This is a genomic window from Stenotrophomonas sp. CASM114 (genome assembly GCF_049384325.1).
In the GTDB taxonomy this organism is placed as follows: Bacteria; Pseudomonadota; Gammaproteobacteria; order Xanthomonadales; family Xanthomonadaceae; genus Stenotrophomonas; species Stenotrophomonas muris.
In genome coordinates, this window is the sequence record NZ_JBMRGJ010000039.1 from 1 (window position 1) to 17,554 (window position 17,554).

General features: G+C 69.0%; 13 protein-coding genes and 1 pseudogene. 7 read left to right on the forward strand and 7 right to left on the reverse strand.

Annotated elements, in window-relative coordinates:
• Nucleotides 1-56: 56 nt before the first annotated feature.
• Complete coding sequence (gene dmeF / locus VG566_RS20240; RefSeq protein ID WP_046428557.1) at nucleotides 57-1,019, reverse strand: CDF family Co(II)/Ni(II) efflux transporter DmeF; 963 nt, start codon at nucleotides 1,017-1,019, stop codon at nucleotides 57-59.
• Between the two features lie 48 nt (nucleotides 1,020-1,067).
• On the opposite strand from dmeF, the gene VG566_RS20245 reads away from it, so the two are divergent.
• Nucleotides 1,068-1,352, forward strand: coding sequence for a metal-sensing transcriptional repressor (locus tag VG566_RS20245; protein ID WP_021204443.1), 285 nt, complete (start codon nucleotides 1,068-1,070; stop codon nucleotides 1,350-1,352).
• Nucleotides 1,353-1,359: 7 nt separating this feature from the next.
• Here VG566_RS20245 and VG566_RS20250 read toward each other — a convergent pair.
• Nucleotides 1,360-1,719, reverse strand: a pseudogene (locus tag VG566_RS20250) (MerC domain-containing protein); the annotation flags it as partial.
• Nucleotides 1,720-1,788: 69 nt separating this feature from the next.
• Here VG566_RS20250 and VG566_RS20255 point away from each other — a divergent pair.
• Complete coding sequence (locus VG566_RS20255; protein ID WP_164167606.1) at nucleotides 1,789-3,114, forward strand: GTP-binding protein; 1,326 nt, start codon at nucleotides 1,789-1,791, stop codon at nucleotides 3,112-3,114.
• Nucleotides 3,115-3,195: 81 nt separating this feature from the next.
• Here VG566_RS20255 and VG566_RS20260 read toward each other — a convergent pair whose 3' ends face one another.
• Together VG566_RS20260 and VG566_RS20265 are read right to left on the reverse strand one after the other, a co-directional pair.
• Nucleotides 3,196-4,803, reverse strand: a complete 1,608-nt coding sequence (locus VG566_RS20260) for an ATP-binding cassette domain-containing protein (RefSeq protein ID WP_164167604.1) — start codon at nucleotides 4,801-4,803, stop codon at nucleotides 3,196-3,198.
• A gap of 210 nt (nucleotides 4,804-5,013) precedes the next feature.
• The gene (locus tag VG566_RS20265; RefSeq protein WP_014645763.1) at nucleotides 5,014-5,913 is read right to left on the reverse strand and encodes a LysR family transcriptional regulator; all 900 of its coding nucleotides are present in this window, start codon (nucleotides 5,911-5,913) and stop codon (nucleotides 5,014-5,016) included.
• Nucleotides 5,914-6,143: 230 nt separating this feature from the next.
• Here VG566_RS20265 and VG566_RS20270 point away from each other — a divergent pair, with 230 nt between their 5' ends.
• Together VG566_RS20270 and VG566_RS20275 are read left to right on the forward strand one after the other, a co-directional pair.
• Nucleotides 6,144-7,322, forward strand: coding sequence for a serine hydrolase domain-containing protein (locus VG566_RS20270; RefSeq protein ID WP_164111017.1), 1,179 nt, complete (start codon nucleotides 6,144-6,146; stop codon nucleotides 7,320-7,322).
• A complete protein-coding gene (locus tag VG566_RS20275; RefSeq protein WP_075076830.1) occupies nucleotides 7,319-8,503 on the forward strand; it encodes an MFS transporter in 1,185 nt (394 codons plus the stop codon). Before VG566_RS20270 ends, VG566_RS20275 begins: the two co-directional genes overlap by 4 nt.
• A 217-nt stretch (nucleotides 8,504-8,720) precedes the next feature.
• Here the strand turns inward: VG566_RS20275 and VG566_RS20280 are convergent, their stop codons facing one another.
• Nucleotides 8,721-10,337 carry an EAL domain-containing protein gene (locus VG566_RS20280; RefSeq protein ID WP_134965972.1) on the reverse strand — a complete coding sequence of 539 codons (1,617 nt, stop codon included), beginning with the start codon at nucleotides 10,335-10,337 and terminating at the stop codon, nucleotides 8,721-8,723.
• A 231-nt stretch (nucleotides 10,338-10,568) separates the two neighbouring features.
• On the opposite strand from VG566_RS20280, the gene cycA reads away from it, so the two are divergent.
• Both cycA and VG566_RS20290 read left to right on the forward strand, forming a co-directional pair.
• Complete coding sequence (gene cycA / locus VG566_RS20285) at nucleotides 10,569-11,942, forward strand: D-serine/D-alanine/glycine transporter (protein ID WP_032962245.1); 1,374 nt, start codon at nucleotides 10,569-10,571, stop codon at nucleotides 11,940-11,942.
• 162 nt (nucleotides 11,943-12,104) lie between these two features.
• Nucleotides 12,105-12,881, forward strand: a complete 777-nt coding sequence (locus VG566_RS20290) for a lytic transglycosylase domain-containing protein (RefSeq protein WP_049406906.1) — start codon at nucleotides 12,105-12,107, stop codon at nucleotides 12,879-12,881.
• Nucleotides 12,882-12,978: 97 nt separating this feature from the next.
• Here VG566_RS20290 and VG566_RS20295 read toward each other — a convergent pair whose 3' ends face one another.
• Complete coding sequence (locus tag VG566_RS20295) at nucleotides 12,979-14,499, reverse strand: hypothetical protein (protein WP_241884936.1); 1,521 nt, start codon at nucleotides 14,497-14,499, stop codon at nucleotides 12,979-12,981.
• A 165-nt stretch (nucleotides 14,500-14,664) separates the two neighbouring features.
• Here VG566_RS20295 and VG566_RS20300 point away from each other — a divergent pair, with 165 nt between their 5' ends.
• A complete protein-coding gene (locus VG566_RS20300) occupies nucleotides 14,665-16,746 on the forward strand; it encodes an NHL repeat-containing protein (RefSeq protein WP_241884935.1) in 2,082 nt (693 codons plus the stop codon).
• Here the strand turns inward: VG566_RS20300 and VG566_RS20305 are convergent.
• The gene (locus VG566_RS20305; protein ID WP_012479004.1) at nucleotides 16,724-17,131 is read right to left on the reverse strand and encodes a YciI family protein; all 408 of its coding nucleotides are present in this window, start codon (nucleotides 17,129-17,131) and stop codon (nucleotides 16,724-16,726) included. The two genes, VG566_RS20300 and VG566_RS20305, sit on opposite strands and share 23 nt — an antisense overlap.
• Between the last annotated feature and the right edge of the window lie 423 nt (nucleotides 17,132-17,554).

Sequence of the window (17,554 nt, forward strand, 5' to 3'; positions counted from 1 at the left end):
GTGGCGTGCAGTGTTCATGGGGTTGCCGGCCAGCGGCCGGCACTACCTGGCGTGGATCACTCGCTGCGGTGGATCTCCACCGTTACATGCACCAGTTCTTCGTGGATGGCCAGCGCGTTGCGCACGGTATCGGCATCCAGCGTGGCGTCACTGGTGACCACGCTGGCGCTGACCGCGTACTTGCCGCGACCGACCTGCCAGACGTGCAGGTCGGCCAGGCGTGCCGGCCACGGACCCTGTTCGATCACCTCGCGTACTTCGGCCACCACCGGCGCGTCCATCTGCGCGTCGAGCAGGATGCGGCCGCTGTCGCGCAGCAGGCCGACCGCCCACACCGTGACCAGCACGGCGCCGACCAGGCCCATCACCGGGTCCAGCCAGGTCAGGCCGAGCAGCTTGCCGCCGAGCAGGGCGACGATGGCCAGCACCGAGGTGGCGGCGTCGGCCAGCACGTGCACGTAGGCCGAGCGCAGGTTGAGGTCGTGACCGTGCGCATGGCCGTGGTCGTGGTGTTCGTGGCCATGCCCGTGGTCATGGCCGTGGTGATGATGCGCGTGGCCCGGGCTGTCGTGCAGCCACCAGGCACACAGCAGGTTCACGCCCAGCCCGACCGCCGCGATGGCGATGGCTTCGTTGTAGTGGATCGGTGCTGGTACCCACAGCCGCTCCAGCGATTGCACGGCCATCAGCGCGGCCACGCCGAGCAGGGCGATGGCGCTGGTATAGCCGGCCAGGATCTCGATCTTCCAGGTGCCGAAGGCGAAGCGCGGGTCGTGCGCGTAGCGGCGTGCGCAGCGGTACGCAAACACCGAGAGGCCCAGCGCCAGCGCATGCGAACTCATGTGCCAGCCGTCGGCGAGCACGGCCATGGAGTTGAACCACCAGCCGCCGACGATCTCCACGACCATCATGCTGACGGTGAGCCACAGGGCGCGGCGGGTATTGCGTTCGGCCAGCGGGTTGCCGTCGTCGAAGCGGTGTTCGTGGCGACGGGCGGCGGCAAGGGCGTCCAGGTGCATGGGGGCCAGCGGTGGAGTGGATACCCCTATAGGGTATATGATCCCGGCATGGCTCATGTACACAAGCATCGAAAGCAGTTGCTGACCCGGGTGCGCCGCATCGGCGGCCAGGTGGCGGCGTTGGAGCAGGCGCTGGACAGGCCGGAGGGTGAGGCCGGCGACTGTGCGGACGTGCTGGTGCAGGTTGCCGCCGTGCGCGGTGCCGCCCACAGCCTGCTGATGGAGCTGCTGCACGAGCACCTGCAGGAACACGTGGTAGGCGCCGAAGACCCGCAGCAGCGGGCGGCCGAGGCCGAGGTGCTGGTCGAGCTGCTGCGCCGCTACGGCAAATGACCGGGTAGTGCCGCGCGTTCCAGATATGCGTGGCGGCCAGCAGCAGGCTGCCGGTGACCGTCATCGGTGTTTCCCAGTCGTGCGAGGGCAGCGCCAACGCGCCGGCCAGCAGCAGGCCGAGCCCGGCGCCGGCGGTGGCCCAGGCCAGCACGGGCAGCGGGTGACGGCGTTCTGCCCGCCACAGCGCGTAGCCGGTCAGCGGCAAGGCGATGGCCACGAACAGCAGATGCACCCATTCCGCTTCGGCCCACGTGCCGAACAGCGGCAGCGCGGCGGCAAGCAGGGGCAGCGCCAGGCAGTGCAGCAGGCACAGGCTGGACAGGGCGACCGCGCTGGCATCAAGCAGGGCGGCAGAAGGCGACTTCATGGGGGGAGGTTCCTTGCGCAGCAATTGTTATACAGTAACATTTCCGTTCCGCAGCCAACCCGCTCCGACATGAACACTGTTTCCCGCGCCGACCGTCGCCTTCCGGTCACCGTGCTGTCCGGCTTCCTCGGGGCCGGCAAGACCACCCTGCTCAACCAGATCCTGCGCAACCGCGAGGGCTTGCGTGTGGCGGTCATCGTCAACGACATGAGCGAGGTCAACATCGATGCGCAGCTGGTACGCGAGGGCGGCGCCGAACTGCGCCGCACCGAAGAGACGCTGGTGGAGTTCAGCAATGGCTGCATCTGCTGCACGCTGCGCGATGACCTGCTGCAGGAAGTGCGGCGCCTGGCCGATGCGGGGCGCTATGACTATCTGCTGATCGAGTCGACGGGCATCGGTGAGCCGATGCCGGTGGCGGCCACCTTCGCGGTACGCGACGAGCAGGGCTTCAGCCTGAGTGACATCGCGCGCCTGGACACGATGGTGACGGTGGTGGATGGCAGCGCGTTCCTCGCCGACTTCGGCTCGACGCTGCGCCTGGCCGAGCGTGGCCAGCAGGCTGGGCCGGATGACGATCGCGGCGTGGTCGACCTGCTGTGCGAACAGGTCGAGTTCGCCGACGTGATCGTGGTCAGCAAGGTCGATCAGACCGATGACGAAGTGCTGCAGGACACGCTGGCCGTGCTGCGTGGCCTGAACCGCGACGCGAAACTGCTGCTGTCCAGCTTCGGTGACGTGCCGCTGGCCGAGCTGCTGGACACCGGTCGCTTCGACTTCGAGCGTGCGCAACGTGCGCCGGGCTGGGTAAAGGAGCTGCGTGGCGAGCACACGCCGGAAACCGAGGAGTACGGCATCGCCAGTTTCGTCTACCGCTCGCGGCGACCGTTCCATCCCGCGCGTTTCGCCCGCGCGTTGCAGTCGGGCATGCCCGGCGTGATCCGCAGCAAGGGCTGGTTCTGGCTGGCCAACCGCATGGACTGGGTGGGTGAGTTGAGCAGCGTCGGCGCTGCGACACGCACGCAGGCCGCAGGGTTCTGGTATGCCGCGCGCGATCGCGTACGCGCAGGGCTGGAGGACACGCCGCCGTTGCTGCCGCCCACGCCGCTGCCCTACAGCGACCTGGGCTGGGCGCGGCAGCAGGCCGACTGCTGGAGCGCACCGTTGCCCGGGCCGGAAGACTTCCCGGATGCGGCCGCGCATTCGGCGATGCAACGCCTGTGGCACCCGTTGTGGGGGGATCGCCGCCAGGAGCTGGTGGTGATCGGCGTGCACATGGATGAGCGTGCGGTACGTGCGGAACTGGATGCCTGCCTGCTCAACGACCAGGAGCTGCGTGCGGGCCCGCTGCTGTGGCATCAGTTGCCGCAGTCGTTCCCGGCGTGGAAGCGGTGACGGTGCACTGAGGATCGATGGGTTGCCGGCCAGCGGCCGGCACTACCCCTGGTCGATACGCCATCCACGCATGGCGTGGATCTACAAGGCGTCACGCCACTGCCAACCCTCGGCGCTCACCTGCAACACCTGCGTCGGCCGCAACGCCTGCAGCAGATGCCGGTCGTGGCTGACCATCACCAACGCGCCCGGCCAGGCCACCAGAAGTTCTTCCAGCGCCTGCAGGGCACCCAGATCCAGCGCATTGCCGGGCTCGTCCAGCAGCAACAGTTGCGGTGCGGGGTCGGCATACAGCACGCTGGCCAGCGCGCCTTTCACCCGTTCGCCATCGCTGAGGTGATGGGCTGCACGCTGGATGCGCTGCGCGTCCAGCCCGAGCAGGGCCAGCCGTGTGCGCAGTTCACCGGTATTGGCCGCCGGGTTGGCAGCCTGCACGGTGTCGAGAATGCTGCGTTCGCCGGAGAGCCCCAGCAGCTGCTGGTCGAGCAGCGCCAGTGGTGCATGCCGTTGTACGTTGCCACTGCGTGCAGGCAACTGGCCGGCCAACACGCGCAACAGCGTGGACTTGCCACTGCCGTTGTCACCAACCACGGCGATGCGCTGGCCGCGGCGGATGTCCAGCTGCAACGGCGCGCGGCAGCCATGCGGCAGCACCAGCGACTCCGCCTGCAGCAGGCGTGCGCTGCCGCGTTCCCCCTCGCCGGCAAACAGTGCCAGCTCCGGTGTGGCGTGAACCGCCGAGGCTGCAGCGCGCAGCTGGTCTGCGCTGGCCTGCAGGCGCTCGGCCTGTACCTGCTGTGCGCGGCCGTGGCTGGCCTCTGCACGTTGTTTCTGCCGGCCGAGCAGGATCGGTGCCTGGTTGGCCTGCTTTGCATCGCGATTGCCACGTGCCTGGCGTTGCTGTTGCCGTTCGTGCTGTTCGCGCGCACTGCGCTGCTGCTGCCGGTGCTGGGCGCGGGCGTGGTCGAGCTGTGCCGCGGCCGCTTCGCGTTCGGCGGCACGCGCGTCGGCGTAGTGCTGCCACGGCCCGCCATAGCGATGCAGCCCGCGCGCGTCGAGCTCGACGATCTGCTGCATGTGCGCCAGCAGTTCGCGATCATGGCTGATCACCAGCAGGCCGCCGCGCCACTGCTGCAACCGTTCGTACAACTGCTGGCGATGGCGGGCATCGAGGTGGTTGCTGGGTTCGTCCAGGATCAGCCAATCAGCGCCGCTGGCCCAGGCGCCGGACAGCGCCACCTGCATGGCCTGGCCACCGCTGAGGCGCGCGGCGGGTTGGGCGGGATCGAGGTCGTCGGGCAGCCGTAGCGCCTGCCATTGCTGCTGCAGGCGCTCGCGCAGGTCCCAACGGTCGCCGACGCAGGCGAAGTCGGCCTCGTCCACGCTGCCGGCTTCGATGCGTTGCAGTGCGGCCAGTTCAGCGCCAACGCCGGCCAGTTCACCGACCGTGCCAGCGGGTGGATAGCCGGGCGTCGGCAACAGGAACACGCGGCCGCTGCCGCGTACCTGCCCGTTCTCTGGCTGCACCCGGCCGGCGAGCAGGCGTGCGAGCACGCTCTTGCCAGCGCCATTGGCACCGACCAGGCCGGTGGCGACCGGATCGAAGGAAAACGTCAGATCGGAAAACAGCGGGCGGCCGTCGGCCAGTCGATACGACACGCGATCGAGCGTGAGGGAATGCGGGGTCATGCGACCTCCATGGATGCCGGGTTCTCCCCTGCGCGCAGGGGCGGGAAGAGTCAGGCCGTCTGATGGGAAGACGGCGGCATCAATGGCGCATTGGTCGCGAGCCTCTTGGAGGAATGAGGGGCCAGTATAGCGGGACTGGCTGAATGGCTGCGTGCAGCGGTAGAGCCGAGCCATGCTCGGCTGACCTTAAGCACCACGCATGGCGTGGATCTACGGCACGGTACCCAGGCGGGCGCCGACGAAGTCGATGAACACCCGCAGCTTCGGCAGTACGTGTCGGCCCGAAGGCCACAGCAGGTGGAAGGTGCCGCAGGAGTGCACATGATCCTCCAGCACGGTGACCAGGCGGCCGTCGGCCAGCGCATCGCGCACCGAGTGCACCGGCACGAAGGCCAGGCCGACATCACGCAGTGCCAGCGCCACCCGCGCTTCGATGGTGTTGGCCACCATGTGCACCGGAAGTTCCTGCGGTGCTTCGTCATCGGGCCAGTGGATCGGCCACGGCTCCAGCTTGCCGGTGCTGGGGAAGCGATAGTGCAGCAGCGTGTGCTGCATCAGTTCCGCCGGCGTGCGCGGAACCCCGCGGCGCTGCAGGTAGCCCGGCGAGGCGATTACACGGCGCGGGAACACCCCCAGCCGGCGTGCGTTCATCCGCGAGTCGCTGGGTTCACCGACGCGCAGCACCGCATCGAAGCCTTCCTCGATGACATCGACCAGGCGGTCGCTGAAATCCAGGTCGAGGCGGATGTCCGGATACGCCGCCATGAACTCGGCCATCAACGGCAGGGTGAGATCGCCGACCAGCGGCAGGCTGATGCGCAGCGTGCCGCTGGGCGTGGCGTGCGGTTGTGCCAGCTCGGTGCGTGCGGCATCGCGCTCGTCGAGGATGCGCCGGCAGCGCGCCAGGAACAGCTGGCCCTCGGCGGTGAGCGTGATGCTGCGGGTGCTGCGGTGGAACAGGCGCACGCCCAGTGCATGCTCCAGCCGGGCAACGCACTTGCCGGCGGCAGATGCGGAGATGCCCTGCAGGCGCCCGGTCTCGACGAAGCTGCGCGTGTCGGCGGCGTGCACGAAGGTCTGCAGGTTGGCGAGATTGTCCAGGACTGACATCGGCGTAGGGGCAATGAAAGCGGCAGGGTAGGGGCGGCGTGATCACGGCGGGCGGCGCCGCCACCGCAACACTGTGGTGCAGGGTGGGGGCGCCTGCTGTTGCGGCCTTGCAGTTCCGGCCATCATGCCGATTGCGGACTCCACGGTCCATGATGCCCGGAGCGGCAACCGGCTTTTTGCGCCGCGCCGTGCTGCCTAACGTGGCGGGCCTCTCCCCACGGATCACCGCGATGAATGCCGCTCTTTCCCTCGAACCTGCACCGATGCTGCCTTCGGTGCAGCGGCTGCTGCAGCAGGTCCACCCGACGCGCCTGGTCGGTGCGGTGGTGCTGGTGTGCGAGCACGGCGTGCTGCGCCATGCCAGCGCGACCGGGCAGGCCGATCGCGAGTCGGCCCTGCCGATGCAGCGCGACCAGCTGTTCCGGCTGGCATCGGTCAGCAAGCCGCTGTTGAGCACGGTGATCCTGCGCCTGGTGGCCGAGGGCGTGCTCGACCTCGATGCGCCGGTGCGGCGCTGGCTGCCGGACTTCCGGCCGGCGCTGGCCGATGGCCGCAGGCCGCCGATCAGCCTGCGCCAGTTGCTCAGCCACAGCAGCGGGCTGGGCTACCGTTTCCTGGAAGCCGATGCGCACGGACCGTACGCCCGGGCCGGCGTCAGCGATGGCATGGACGCCAACCCGGTGTCCCTGGCCGAGAACGTGCGCCGTATCGCACAGGCGCCGCTGCTGTTCGAACCGGGCAGCCAATGGCTGTACTCGTTGGGCGTGGACGTGGCCGGTGCAGTGGCCGAAGCGGCGACCGGTGAAACGCTGCAGGTGCTGTTCAAGCGTTTGCTGGCTGCCCCCCTGGGCCTGCGCGATACCGCGTTCGCCACGCGCGCTGCCGCACGGCTGGCCACGCCGTACGTGAGCGACACGCCCCAGCCGCATCGCCTGCAGGAAGGGGAGGTGGTCGCGCCGTTCGAGGGAACGGTGGGCATCGAGTACAGCCTTGCGCGTGCCCTCGATGCCCGCCGTTTCGCTTCGGCCGGCGCCGGCCTGGTGGGTACTGCCGATGACGTGATGTCGGTGCTGGAGGCGCTGCGTGACGTGCAGCGCTCCGGCCTGCTGCCGCCCGCGCTGGCGGCAGAGATGGCCAGCCCGCAGGTGGGCGAATTTGGGCCGCCGGAACCGGCCGGCTGGGGCTTCGGGCTGGGCTTTGCAGTACTGCGCGAGGCCGCTGCCAGCGGCACGCCGCAGCGCGAAGGCACCTGGCGCTGGGGCGGCGCTTATGGGCACAGCTGGTTCGTCGACCCGTCGCATGGGCTGAGCGTGGTGGCGCTGACCAACACCCTGTACGAAGGCATGGATGGCGCCTTTGTCGATGACCTGCGCGATGCGGTCTATGCAGACCTGGAGGCTGCGCGATGAGCGGCCACGCCATCGATGCGGCCAGCCCGGCCGGTGAGGCCACGCGCTTGCCGTGGGCGGGCCTGCTGGCGCTGGCAGGCGGCGGCTTCATCACCCTGTTGACCGAGACCCTGCCGGCCGGCGTGCTGCGACCGATGGGCGACAGCCTGGGCGTGAGTGATGCGGCGGTGGGCCAGCTGGTGAGCGTGTATGCGCTGGGCTCGGTGATGGCGGCACTGCCGATGACAGCGTTGACCCAGCGCCTGCCGCGGCGTCCGCTGTTGCTGGCGGCCATCGCCGGCTTCGTGGTGGTCAACACGTTGACGGCGCTGAGCAGCAGCTATGCGCTGATCCTTGCTGCGCGTTTCCTGGCCGGCGTGAGCGGTGGCCTGCTGTGGTCACTGGTGGCTGGCTATGCCGCACGCATGGTGGTGCCGTCGCTGCAGGGGCGCGCGATCGCGGTGGCGATGGTGGGATCGCCGTTGGCGCTGTCACTGGGCGTGCCGGCCGGTACGTTGCTGGGCCAGCAGGTCGGCTGGCGCTGGGCGTTCGCGTTGATGAGCGTGCTGGGCGTGGGCCTGCTGGCGTACGCGCGCTGGGCACTGCCGGCGCTGCCAGCGGCCGGTGCCGGTCAACGTGCGTCGCTGGCCAAGGTCTGGCGCATGCCGGGCGTGCGCAGCGCGCTGCTGGTGATGGTGCTGTACGTGCTGGCGCACAACGTGCTCTACACCTACATCGAACCGTTGGCGGTGGAGGCGGGTGCCGGCCCGTGGCTGGACCGGCTGCTGCTCGCCTTCGGCGTGGCGGCGATTGCCGGCATCGGGATTGCTGGTTGGGGCGTGGATCGCCACCTGCGTGCGCTGGTGTGGGCGGCGGTGATCGGCTTCATCGTACCGGTGCTGGCCTTGCTGGCATGGCCCGGCGTGGCCAGCGCGCTGCTGCTGGCGACGATCCTGTGGGGCGTGGCGTTCGGCGCGGTGCCGACCCTGTTCCAGACCGCCTTGGCACGACGCGCCGGGGCCGCTGCGGACCTGGCGCAGTCGATGCTGGTGACCGGCTGGAACCTGGCCATTGCGGCCGGCGGCGTGGCAGGCGGCGTGCTGCTGCAGGCCAGCGGCCCGAGCCAGCTGGGATGGTTGCCGCTGCTGTTGCTGGCGGTGACCGTCGCGTGGTTGCTGGCACGGCCGAAGGCGTGGGCGTAGGCGGCGCTCAACGATGATGCGGTGCCGGCCAGCGGCCGGCACTACCGTGGGCCGCGCCATCCTCGCATGGCGTGGATCTACCGAGCGCAGCGACCCGCGTTTGCTTCTTCTGTTGATTCCGTGGTGGGACCGCCGCCGGAACCTGTCAGAGACCGTCCCGGCCAACGCCGGGATAGCTGTACGCGACCCACCACGGGGGGCTCTGCCGTTGGCCGTCCTACTCGATCCCTTCACGCTCGATCGGCACGCTGCGCGGGTTCTGCATGTGCTCGCGTGCAGCGCCGTACTGCTGCTGCCGCTTGTGGTGGAAGGCGACGAACTCATCACGCGGCAGCGGCCGCGAGAACAGCCAGCCCTGGCCGAATTCCACATGCCGGCTGTGCAGGTAGGCCAGCTGCGCTTCGGTTTCCACGCCCTCGGCCACCACCCACAGGCCCAGCTCCTTGGCCATGTCGATGATGTGCGGCGTGACCGGGCTGGTGGCGCTTTCGGTGCCGATCGCATCGATGAACGACTTGTCGATCTTCAGCGCATCCAGTGGCAGCTGCTGCAGGTACTGCAGGCTGGAGAAGCCGACGCCGAAATCGTCGATCGCCACGCTGTGGCCGGCGCGGCGGGCGGCGGCGAGCATGGTGCGCGCGCGGTCCAGGTCGAGGAAGCCACGTTCGGTGGCCTCCATCCAGATCTGCTGCGGCAGGATGCCGCTGCCGGCCATGTGCCGGGAAATCATCTTCAGGGCGCGGCCGCTGCTGATGTCTTCGGCGGCGAGGTTGATCGCGATGTGCGCGCTGCGGTCGGCCACCAGCAGCTCGCGCATGTCGCGCACCACGTTCTCGATCACCAGGTCGGTGACGTCGGCGATCATGCCGGCCTCTTCGGCCAGCGGAATGAACAGGTCCGGCCGCACCTGGGTGCCATCCGGGCGTTGCCAGCGCACCAGCGCCTCGGCGCCGACGCAGATGCCGGTGTCCAGTTCGATGATCGGCTGGTAATGCAGGTACAGCTCGCGGCGGCGGATGGCGGTGGCCAGCTCACCGCGCAGCGACAGGCGGCGCCGCGACAGCCAGATCACCAGGCCGGCCCCGGCGGCGGCCAGCAGCAGGCCGACCGGCACGTACAGCCATGCCTGCTGGCGGAAGGCGGCGGCCAGCGCGGTGCGCGGCGTGGTGGCGATGGCCAGCCATTCCTCGTTGCGCGCGGTGGCGAACAGCGTGGCGTGATCCAGGCCTTCGCCGGGGTCGCGCAGCAGTGCCTCCAGCAGGTCCGGATCCAGGCCGGGCTGTTTGGCCAGCAGGCGTCCATCGGGGCTGGCCAGCGCCAGCCGCACGTTCGGGTCGGCAATGACATCGACGAAGCGGCGCGGGTCCACCAGTGCGTCGTAGGACCCATACAGGACCGCCAGCACCTGGCGGCGGCCGCTGATTTCCGGGCGCACATCCACTGCAATGCCTGCGCCGTCGCTGGTGACGTGGTCCGGCGTGGGTTGATCCACATCGGACAGGAACGGACCCCACGAGGTGCAGCGCAGCTTGCCGCCTTCGAAGTAGCCCATCTGGTCGATCGATGGGGTGGTCATCACCAGAGTCTGCATGCGCCGGATGTGTTCGGGACTGCAGGATGCGTAGGCACCGGCCTCGGCCGATTTCAGTGCCGCCAGCGCTTCCTGGTAGGACAGGTCGGAGCGGCGCAGGGTGCGATCGGCGATGTCGCGCAGGCGCTGCTGTTCGACGCTGATCGCGCGGTCCCAGGTGGCGTAGGCCATGACCGCGATCGGCAGCGCAGCGGCCAGCAGGGCCAGGGCGGTGCCGCCGATGATGACGCGCAGCCGGCTCATGGCCGGGGCTCCAGCGGGGCGGGCGGGGCAGGGCGCATGGTCGGGCCGGTCCTTGGGCAGGTGCGGCTATCTGAGCATGGCGCCGGGCCGGGCGGAATGGGATCAATACGGTATTCGGTCACATTGTGGTGAAAGCGGCCCGCTTTGACGCAATAGGTCCGTCTGGCGCTGGCGCTCGGCGCCGCGGAGGACTACCGTCGAATGCTTCGCCCGCCCCTTTTGCCCGCGCCCATGACCGAGCCCGCAACGCCCCCCGAGCACCTGCGCCGCAGCCTGTCCAACCGCCACCTGCAACTGATCGCCATCGGCGGTGCCATCGGCACCGGCCTGTTCATGGGATCGGGCAAGACCATCAGCCTGGCCGGCCCCTCCATCGTCTTCGTCTACCTGATCATCGGCGCGATGCTGTTCTTCGTGATGCGCGCGATGGGCGAACTGCTGCTGTCCAACCTGCAGTACAAATCCTTCATCGATTTCTCCACCGACCTGCTCGGCCCGTGGGCCGGGTTCTTCTGTGGATGGACCTACTGGTTCTGCTGGATCGTCACCGCCATCGCCGATGTGATCGCCATTGCCGCCTACGCGCAGTTCTGGTTCCCCGGGCTTGAAGCCTGGAAACCGGCGCTGGCCTGCGTGATGCTGCTGCTGGCATTGAACCTGGTGACGGTGAAGCTGTTCGGCGAAATGGAATTCTGGTTCGCGCTGATCAAGATCGTGGCGATCTGCGCGCTGATCATCACTGGCGCCGGGCTGGTGGCGTGGGGCTTCACCTCACCCAGCGGCCACACCGCGTCGCTGTCGAACCTGTGGAATGACGGTGGCATGTTCCCGATGGGGCTGGTCGGCTTCTTCGCCGGCTTCCAGATTGCGGTGTTCGCCTTCGTCGGCATCGAGCTGGTCGGCACCACCGCCGCCGAAACCGCCGACCCCGAGCGCAACCTGCCCAAGGCGATCAACTCGATCCCGGTGCGCATCATCATCTTCTACGTGCTGGCGCTGATCGCGATCATGGCGGTCACCCCGTGGCGCCAGGTGGTGCCGGACAAGAGCCCGTTCGTGCAGCTGTTCGTGCTGGCCGGCATTCCCGCCGCCGCCAGCCTGATCAACTTCGTGGTGCTGACTTCGGCCACGTCCTCGGCCAACAGCGGCATCTTCTCCACCAGCCGCATGCTGTACGGCCTGGCCGAAGAGGGCCACGCCCCGCGCGGGCTGTCGAAACTGTCGCGCGCCGCAGTGCCGGCCCGTGGCCTGCTGTTCTCGTGCCTGTGCCTGCTGGGCGGCACGCTGCTGATCTACCTGATTCCCAACCTGGTGACCGCCTTCACCCTGGTGACGACACTGGCGACGGTGCTGTTCATCTTCGTCTGGTCGCTGATCCTGGTGGCCTACATGGCCTATCGCCGTCGCTATCCGGAGCGCCATGCTGCATCGATCTTCAAGATGCCCGGCGGCGTCGCGATGTGCTGGGCCTGCCTGGTGTTCTTCGCCGCCGTGCTGGTGCTGCTGAGCCTGCAGGGCGACACCCGCCAGGCGCTGATCGCCAGCCCGGCGTGGTTCGTGCTGCTGGGCGTGGGCTATTGGGTGCGTCGGAGGACCGCGAAGTGATCCGAAGTGGGGTCAGATCCCGTTGCTCAGCAACGGGATCTGACCCCGGCAGGTCGCGGGAGGTCGCCGGCCAGCGGCCGGCACTACCACGGGTGCAGGACGCCGCCCTGCCGGCCCCCATTCACCCAACATTAGCGGGCACGGCCGGATCATCCGGCCGCCATGTCCCCTCGCCCCGTCCTGCTCGCGCTGTTGCTGCTGCCCAGCCTGTGGCCCGGGCTGGCCGCCGCGCGCACCGTCTACCGCTGCGTGCAGGGCAACACCGTCAGCCTGGCCACCGCGCCGGAGCCGGGATCGCGGTGCACGCCGAAGGAGATCGACGACAACGCCGTCCAGACCCCGAACCTGTGGGGCAACATGGGCGTGTTCAGCGGCGTGCTGTACGAGCGCGAACAGGACGGGGCGCTGGTCTACTCCACGCGCAACCTGCCCGGCTCACGGGTGTTCCTGAAGTTCACCGTGGCCACGCCGCCAGGCGAGCCGGCGCACGAGGGCCTGGGCAAGGTCGGCACGCCGCAGCTGGCGCAGCACGCCAGGCAGTTCAAGGCCGCGTCCAGGGCCACCGGCGTCGATGATGCCTGGCTGCGTGCCATCGCCCACGCCGAAAGCAATTTCGACGCGCTGGCGGTATCCAGCAAGGGCGCACAGGGCGTGATGCAGCTGATGCCCGAAACCGCGCAGGAATACGGGGTGAGCGATCCGTTCTCGCCGCAGCAGTCGATCGAGGGTGGCGCGCGCTACATGCGCGCGCTGCTGCGCCGCTACAACGGCGACCGCCCGTTGGCGGCGGCTGCCTACAACGCGGGCATCGGTGCGGTCACCCGCTACAAGGGCGTGCCGCCCTACGCCGAAACCCTGGCCTACGTGGACAAGGTGATGGCGCTGTACGCACGCTACCGCGAAGCGATGGGCATCCGCACCGAAGTGCCGGCGCGCTAGCGGGCGGTGCTGACTGCACGTGGCGTTGTAGAGCCGAGCCGATGCTCGGCTGCGCCAATTGCAGCCGAGCATCGGCTCGGCTCTACACAAAAGCCGCTCAGCGCGAGGTGGAGGTGCTGACCAGGTCGTAGCGCTCGATGCGGCCGACGCGTGCCACCTCGGCCTGCACGTCGGCACGCTGCTTCAGTGCACGCCACGCGGCATCGATGCGCACATCGCCCGGCAATGACGGATAGGTGCGCATGTCCTGCAGGCTGGCCAGGGTTTCCCCGCGTTCGATGGGCGAGCGCAGCTGTTCGATCAGCACGGCGGCGGCACCGTCCAGGTTGCCTTCCTCCAGCAGCATTTCGCGATGGAACAGGCGGGCATCCTCGCGCTGGGCCAGGATCACCGCGCGTGCTGCGTCGCGCGCCTTGGCATCACCGCGCTCGCGGGCGGCGGCGAACTGCAGCAGCGCCTGCGCGGCCTTGCCGTAGCCGGCGAGGCCCGGCATGTCATTCACTGCCTGCGCGGCGTCCTGCATGCGCCCCAGCGAACTGAAGACGAAGCCCACATTCATCTGATGCTCGACACCATCCGGGCCGAGCGCGCCGATGCGTTGGGCCTGTTGCGCCGTGGCCAGTGCCTCATCGGTGCGACCCAGCCGGCGCAATGCGGTGAGCCGGCTGTTGAGCAGCCAAGCCACCCATTCCGCTTCGGCGGCGGCAGGTGATTCGCCGTTGCTCGCGGCACCGGCCATGCCCTCGGTCAACGACAGCACTTCCTCGTTGCGGTCCAGCATCAGCAGGGTGGTGCTGAACTCGGCCATGCGCGCGTCCAGTGCGCGGTCGAGCAGGCCGGAAACACGCAGTTCATCGAGGTGGCGCTGCGCCGCCTGCACCGGATCGAAGCGCGCATCGCCGCGATCGACGTAACGGTCGAAGCGCTTGTCGCTGCGCAGGCGGATGATCTCGGCCGGGCTGTCGATGCGCGCCAGCGTGGCTGGAATGCCGTCGCCACGGCCATTGTCGGCCTGCAGCGTGGCCAGCGTCAGCCACAGCCCGGTGGGCTCCAGGCCGCCATTTTTCCAGCCGTTGTCAAACAGCGCCTGCAGCAGGTCCATGCGCTTCATCGGCTGGTCACGCAGGCGGTACTGCAGGTAGTTGATGGCATGGTGATCGACCGGCAGCGGCGCGTCGGCATGCTGTAGTGCCTTCACCAGGAAGGTGGTGGCTGCGGCCGGCTGGTTGTCCGACAGTTCCACCGACACCTGGGTAAGCAGGATCTGTGCATCCTCCGGCAGGGCCTCCTGCGCCCGCTGCAGGTAGCGGCGGGCCAGGGCCGGCTTCTTCTGCATCAGTGCGGTCCAGCCAGCGACCTGCGAGGCGCGGCCACGATGCTCGGCATCGAAGTCGTCCAGCAGGGGATCCTCCATCAGCCGTTCCATGCTGATCAGCGCGCCCAGCGTGTTGCCGCCACGCGCCTGCTGGATGGCTTCATCCCAGCGCGTGGCGTACGCCGCGTGTATTGCATCGGCGGTGGCCGATGGCTTCTGCGGGGCCACCGTGATCGAGGCGGAGGCGGGCGCACTGGCCAATGCGGCCAGCAGCAGGGCGGTGAGCGGGAGAACGCGGGGCATGGAGAATCTCCATCCGTGGGAACCGCATTGAACCTGCTGCAGCCAGCGAGGACAAGCACGACGGAGCGAATTCTGGCGTTCAGCCGCACAATCGGCCGTGGCGGATCGCCCGCGCAGCGTCTATTGTCGGTGCCTCTTCAGACAGCAGGCAGGCAGCGCAGCACGATGGCACGGTGGCAATGGATGGCGGCAGGCGTAGCGTTGGCGACGGTAGTGGCATTGGCCGCAACCTGGTGGGAGACACCGCTGCATACGCTCGCTGAACCGGTGGGTCCGGTTCCAACGCCGTTGGCGTGGACCGCGCAGATCGAACCGCTGGCCGGCGATGGCCACCCGGGTGACCGTGATGGCGCGTCCGCGCAGGCACGCTTCGCCGATCCGTACGCGTTGCTGCGCAGTGCCGATGGCAGCGTCTATTTCACCGATGCCGGCGACAACAACCGGATCCGTCGCCGCCTTCCCGATGGCCGCGTTGAAACGGTGGCCGGGCAGGGCGAGGGACGTGTCGATGGCCCTGCACTGCAGGCCAGTTTCAACACGCCTTCGGGCATTGCCGCCGACGCGCAGGGCAACCTGTATGTGGCCGACACCGGCAACCATGCGATCCGCCGCATCAGCACCGATGGCCAGGTGACCACGCTGGCCGGTGGCGAACAGGGCCACGCCGACGGCCCTGCCGCGCAGGCCCGCTTCGATGCGCCGATGGGCATCGCCGTGGATGCGCAGGGCCAGGTTTACGTGGCCGATACGTTCAACGATCGCATCCGGGTGATCGGTACGGATGGCAGCGTGCGCACCCTGGCCGGTGGTGATCGGCCGGGCCTTGCCGATGGCGTGGGCGCCGCTGCGCGCTTCGATACGCCGGTGGCGCTGGCCTTCGACGCGCAGGGCGCGTTGCTGGTGGCCGACCTGTTCAACAACGCCGTGCGCAGGGTGGGTGCCGATGGTACGGTCAGCACCGTGGTCGCCGCCGGTGGCGTGATCAATGGGCCGCTGTCGTTGGCCACCACCCATGACGGCGTGCTGTACGTGGGTGATCTCGATGGCCGCATCGTGCAGGTGACGCCGCAGGGCCATCAGATCGCGCTGGTCGGCAATGGCCGCCTGCCGCGCCTGGCCCGCCCCAGCGGATTGGCGCTGGATGCCGATGGCAGCGTGCTGGTGGCCGACGCCGCCAGCTACCGCCTGCATCGCCTGCGCCCGCTGCCGGTGGGCGACCTGCCGGCACCGGCACTGGTCGGCCCGGCTGCCGATGCCGCGCTGCCGAAGACCGGGGGCCGTTGGCCGCTGGCACCGCAGGACGGCTGGCACGAAGTGGTCGGCACCCTGGGCGAGGTGCGCGGCAACTTCACCGGTGAGAGCCGCCACCACCTGCATGGCGGCTTCGACGTGCGCGGTGATGTGGGCCAGACCGTGCTGGCGATCGCCGAAGGCAAGATCAGCAGCCCGGTGGCCGCCTGGAACCTGGGTGAGCAGGCCGAGGGCCTGGTCGTGGATCGCCTCAAGTACATCCACATGCGGGTCGGCCGCACCCCGCGCGACGAACCCTACGATGCGCGCTGGCAGGCGCTGTACGACGAGCAGGGCAGGCTGGAGCGGATGCGCGTGCGCCGCGGCATGCGCATCCACGTCGGTGACCGCCTGGGCAGCATCAACAACCAGGCGCACGTGCACCTGGCGGTGGGTACCGGCGGCTTCGAGACCAACGCGGTGGCGCTGGGCTTCCAGGGCTACGCCGACCACTTCGCGCCGCGCATCACCGATGTGGCCCTGCTGGATGACAACGACCAGCCGATGGCGGCGGGCGGCGATGGCGTGGTGATGGTGGCGCGCCAGGGCCGCGGCGTGCAGATCGTGGTCGAGGCCTGGGACCAGGTCGACAACAACCTGCCGCGCCGCCGCCTGGGCATGTACCAGGTCGGTTACCAGATCCTCGACGCCGATGGCCGAGCGCTGCAGGGCTATGAACAGCCACGCTGGAACATCGTGTTCAACCGCATGCCGCCGCAGAAGGAAGCGGTGCGGGTGGCCTACGCCCCCGACAGTGGTATCACCGTGCACGGCAGCGCGGTGACCCGGTTCCGCTACCTGGCCACCAACACCGTGCGCGACGGCCTGATGGAAACCGGGCGCTGGCAGCCGGCGGCGCTGCCGCCGGGCGAGTACATCGTGCGCGCCAGCGTGCGCGACTACAGCGGCAACGAAGGCGTCGGCCCGCGCGAGATCAGGGTACGGCTGCTGCCATAGCCGCAGCCGGGGCGCCGCAGCGTTCGCGCTCGGCGTCCATGTCTTCCAGCGGCCGCACTTCAATGCTGCCGAAGCGCGCCCACGGGAAGTCGCGGGCGATGCGCATGGCTTCGTCGCGGTCGCGGGCGACGATCAGGTTGAAGCCGGCCAGCAGTTCGCGGGTTTCGGCGAACGGGCCATCGAGAACACGGCTGTTGCCATCACGCACGCGCAGGGTCTGCGCGGTGTCGACCGGCTGCAGCTTCTGCGCGGCCAGCAGCGTGCCTTCGGCCTGCAGCTTGTCGGCGTGGGCCAGGCAGTCGCGCATCAGCGCGTTGAATTCTTCGATGGGCAGGGCCTGCAGCAGGGCAGGCTCGATGTAGATCAGAAGCAGGTACTGCTGCATGGCACGGTCCTGGCGGGGGCGGGGTGCCCATGATGGCGCAGGATGGCGCATGGGCATGTTGCAGCGCAGAAGCGCGCCTTCGGCGGGGACGGCGAACGGCGGAGCCCCTCCGTGGTGGCGCTACAACGTGATGCTGGGGCTTGGCCGGGTGGGTAGGCGGGTCGGGGGACGCCGTAAACCCATCCATGGGGGCTTGGCCGCGGCATCCATGCCGCGGACACCCCCGCCCCGCCTCCCCACCCGGCCCTGGACAGTTTCCTGCGGCGTCCACCCCGGAAAATCACAAACAAGAGCAAAAGCGGGTCGCTTCGCTCGCAAAGCTGAGCCCGCCAGCCAACCGCCGTTGCTGTTGCTTTTGCTGTTGCTTTTGCCTTTTCTCTTGATTTTCCCGTGGTGGGGCAGCCGCAGAGATCTGTCTGGGGC

Excerpts from the sequence above, each read along its gene's own strand:
- VG566_RS20270 (WP_164111017.1), top strand. The coding sequence starts at position 6,144 with ATGAATGCCGCTCTTTCCCTCGAACCTGCACCGATGCTGCCTTCGGTG.
- VG566_RS20280 (WP_134965972.1), bottom strand. The coding sequence starts at position 10,337 with ATGAGCCGGCTGCGCGTCATCATCGGCGGCACCGCCCTGGCCCTGCTG.
- VG566_RS20260 (WP_164167604.1), bottom strand. The coding sequence starts at position 4,803 with ATGACCCCGCATTCCCTCACGCTCGATCGCGTGTCGTATCGACTGGCC.
- VG566_RS20290 (WP_049406906.1), top strand. The coding sequence starts at position 12,105 with ATGTCCCCTCGCCCCGTCCTGCTCGCGCTGTTGCTGCTGCCCAGCCTG.
- cycA (WP_032962245.1), top strand. The coding sequence starts at position 10,569 with ATGACCGAGCCCGCAACGCCCCCCGAGCACCTGCGCCGCAGCCTGTCC.
- VG566_RS20245 (WP_021204443.1), top strand. The coding sequence starts at position 1,068 with ATGGCTCATGTACACAAGCATCGAAAGCAGTTGCTGACCCGGGTGCGC.
- VG566_RS20255 (WP_164167606.1), top strand. The coding sequence starts at position 1,789 with ATGAACACTGTTTCCCGCGCCGACCGTCGCCTTCCGGTCACCGTGCTG.
- dmeF (WP_046428557.1), bottom strand. The coding sequence starts at position 1,019 with ATGCACCTGGACGCCCTTGCCGCCGCCCGTCGCCACGAACACCGCTTC.
- VG566_RS20265 (WP_014645763.1), bottom strand. The coding sequence starts at position 5,913 with ATGTCAGTCCTGGACAATCTCGCCAACCTGCAGACCTTCGTGCACGCC.
- VG566_RS20275 (WP_075076830.1), top strand. The coding sequence starts at position 7,319 with ATGAGCGGCCACGCCATCGATGCGGCCAGCCCGGCCGGTGAGGCCACG.
- VG566_RS20305 (WP_012479004.1), bottom strand. The coding sequence starts at position 17,131 with ATGCAGCAGTACCTGCTTCTGATCTACATCGAGCCTGCCCTGCTGCAG.
- VG566_RS20300 (WP_241884935.1), top strand. The coding sequence starts at position 14,665 with ATGGCACGGTGGCAATGGATGGCGGCAGGCGTAGCGTTGGCGACGGTA.
- VG566_RS20295 (WP_241884936.1), bottom strand. The coding sequence starts at position 14,499 with ATGCCCCGCGTTCTCCCGCTCACCGCCCTGCTGCTGGCCGCATTGGCC.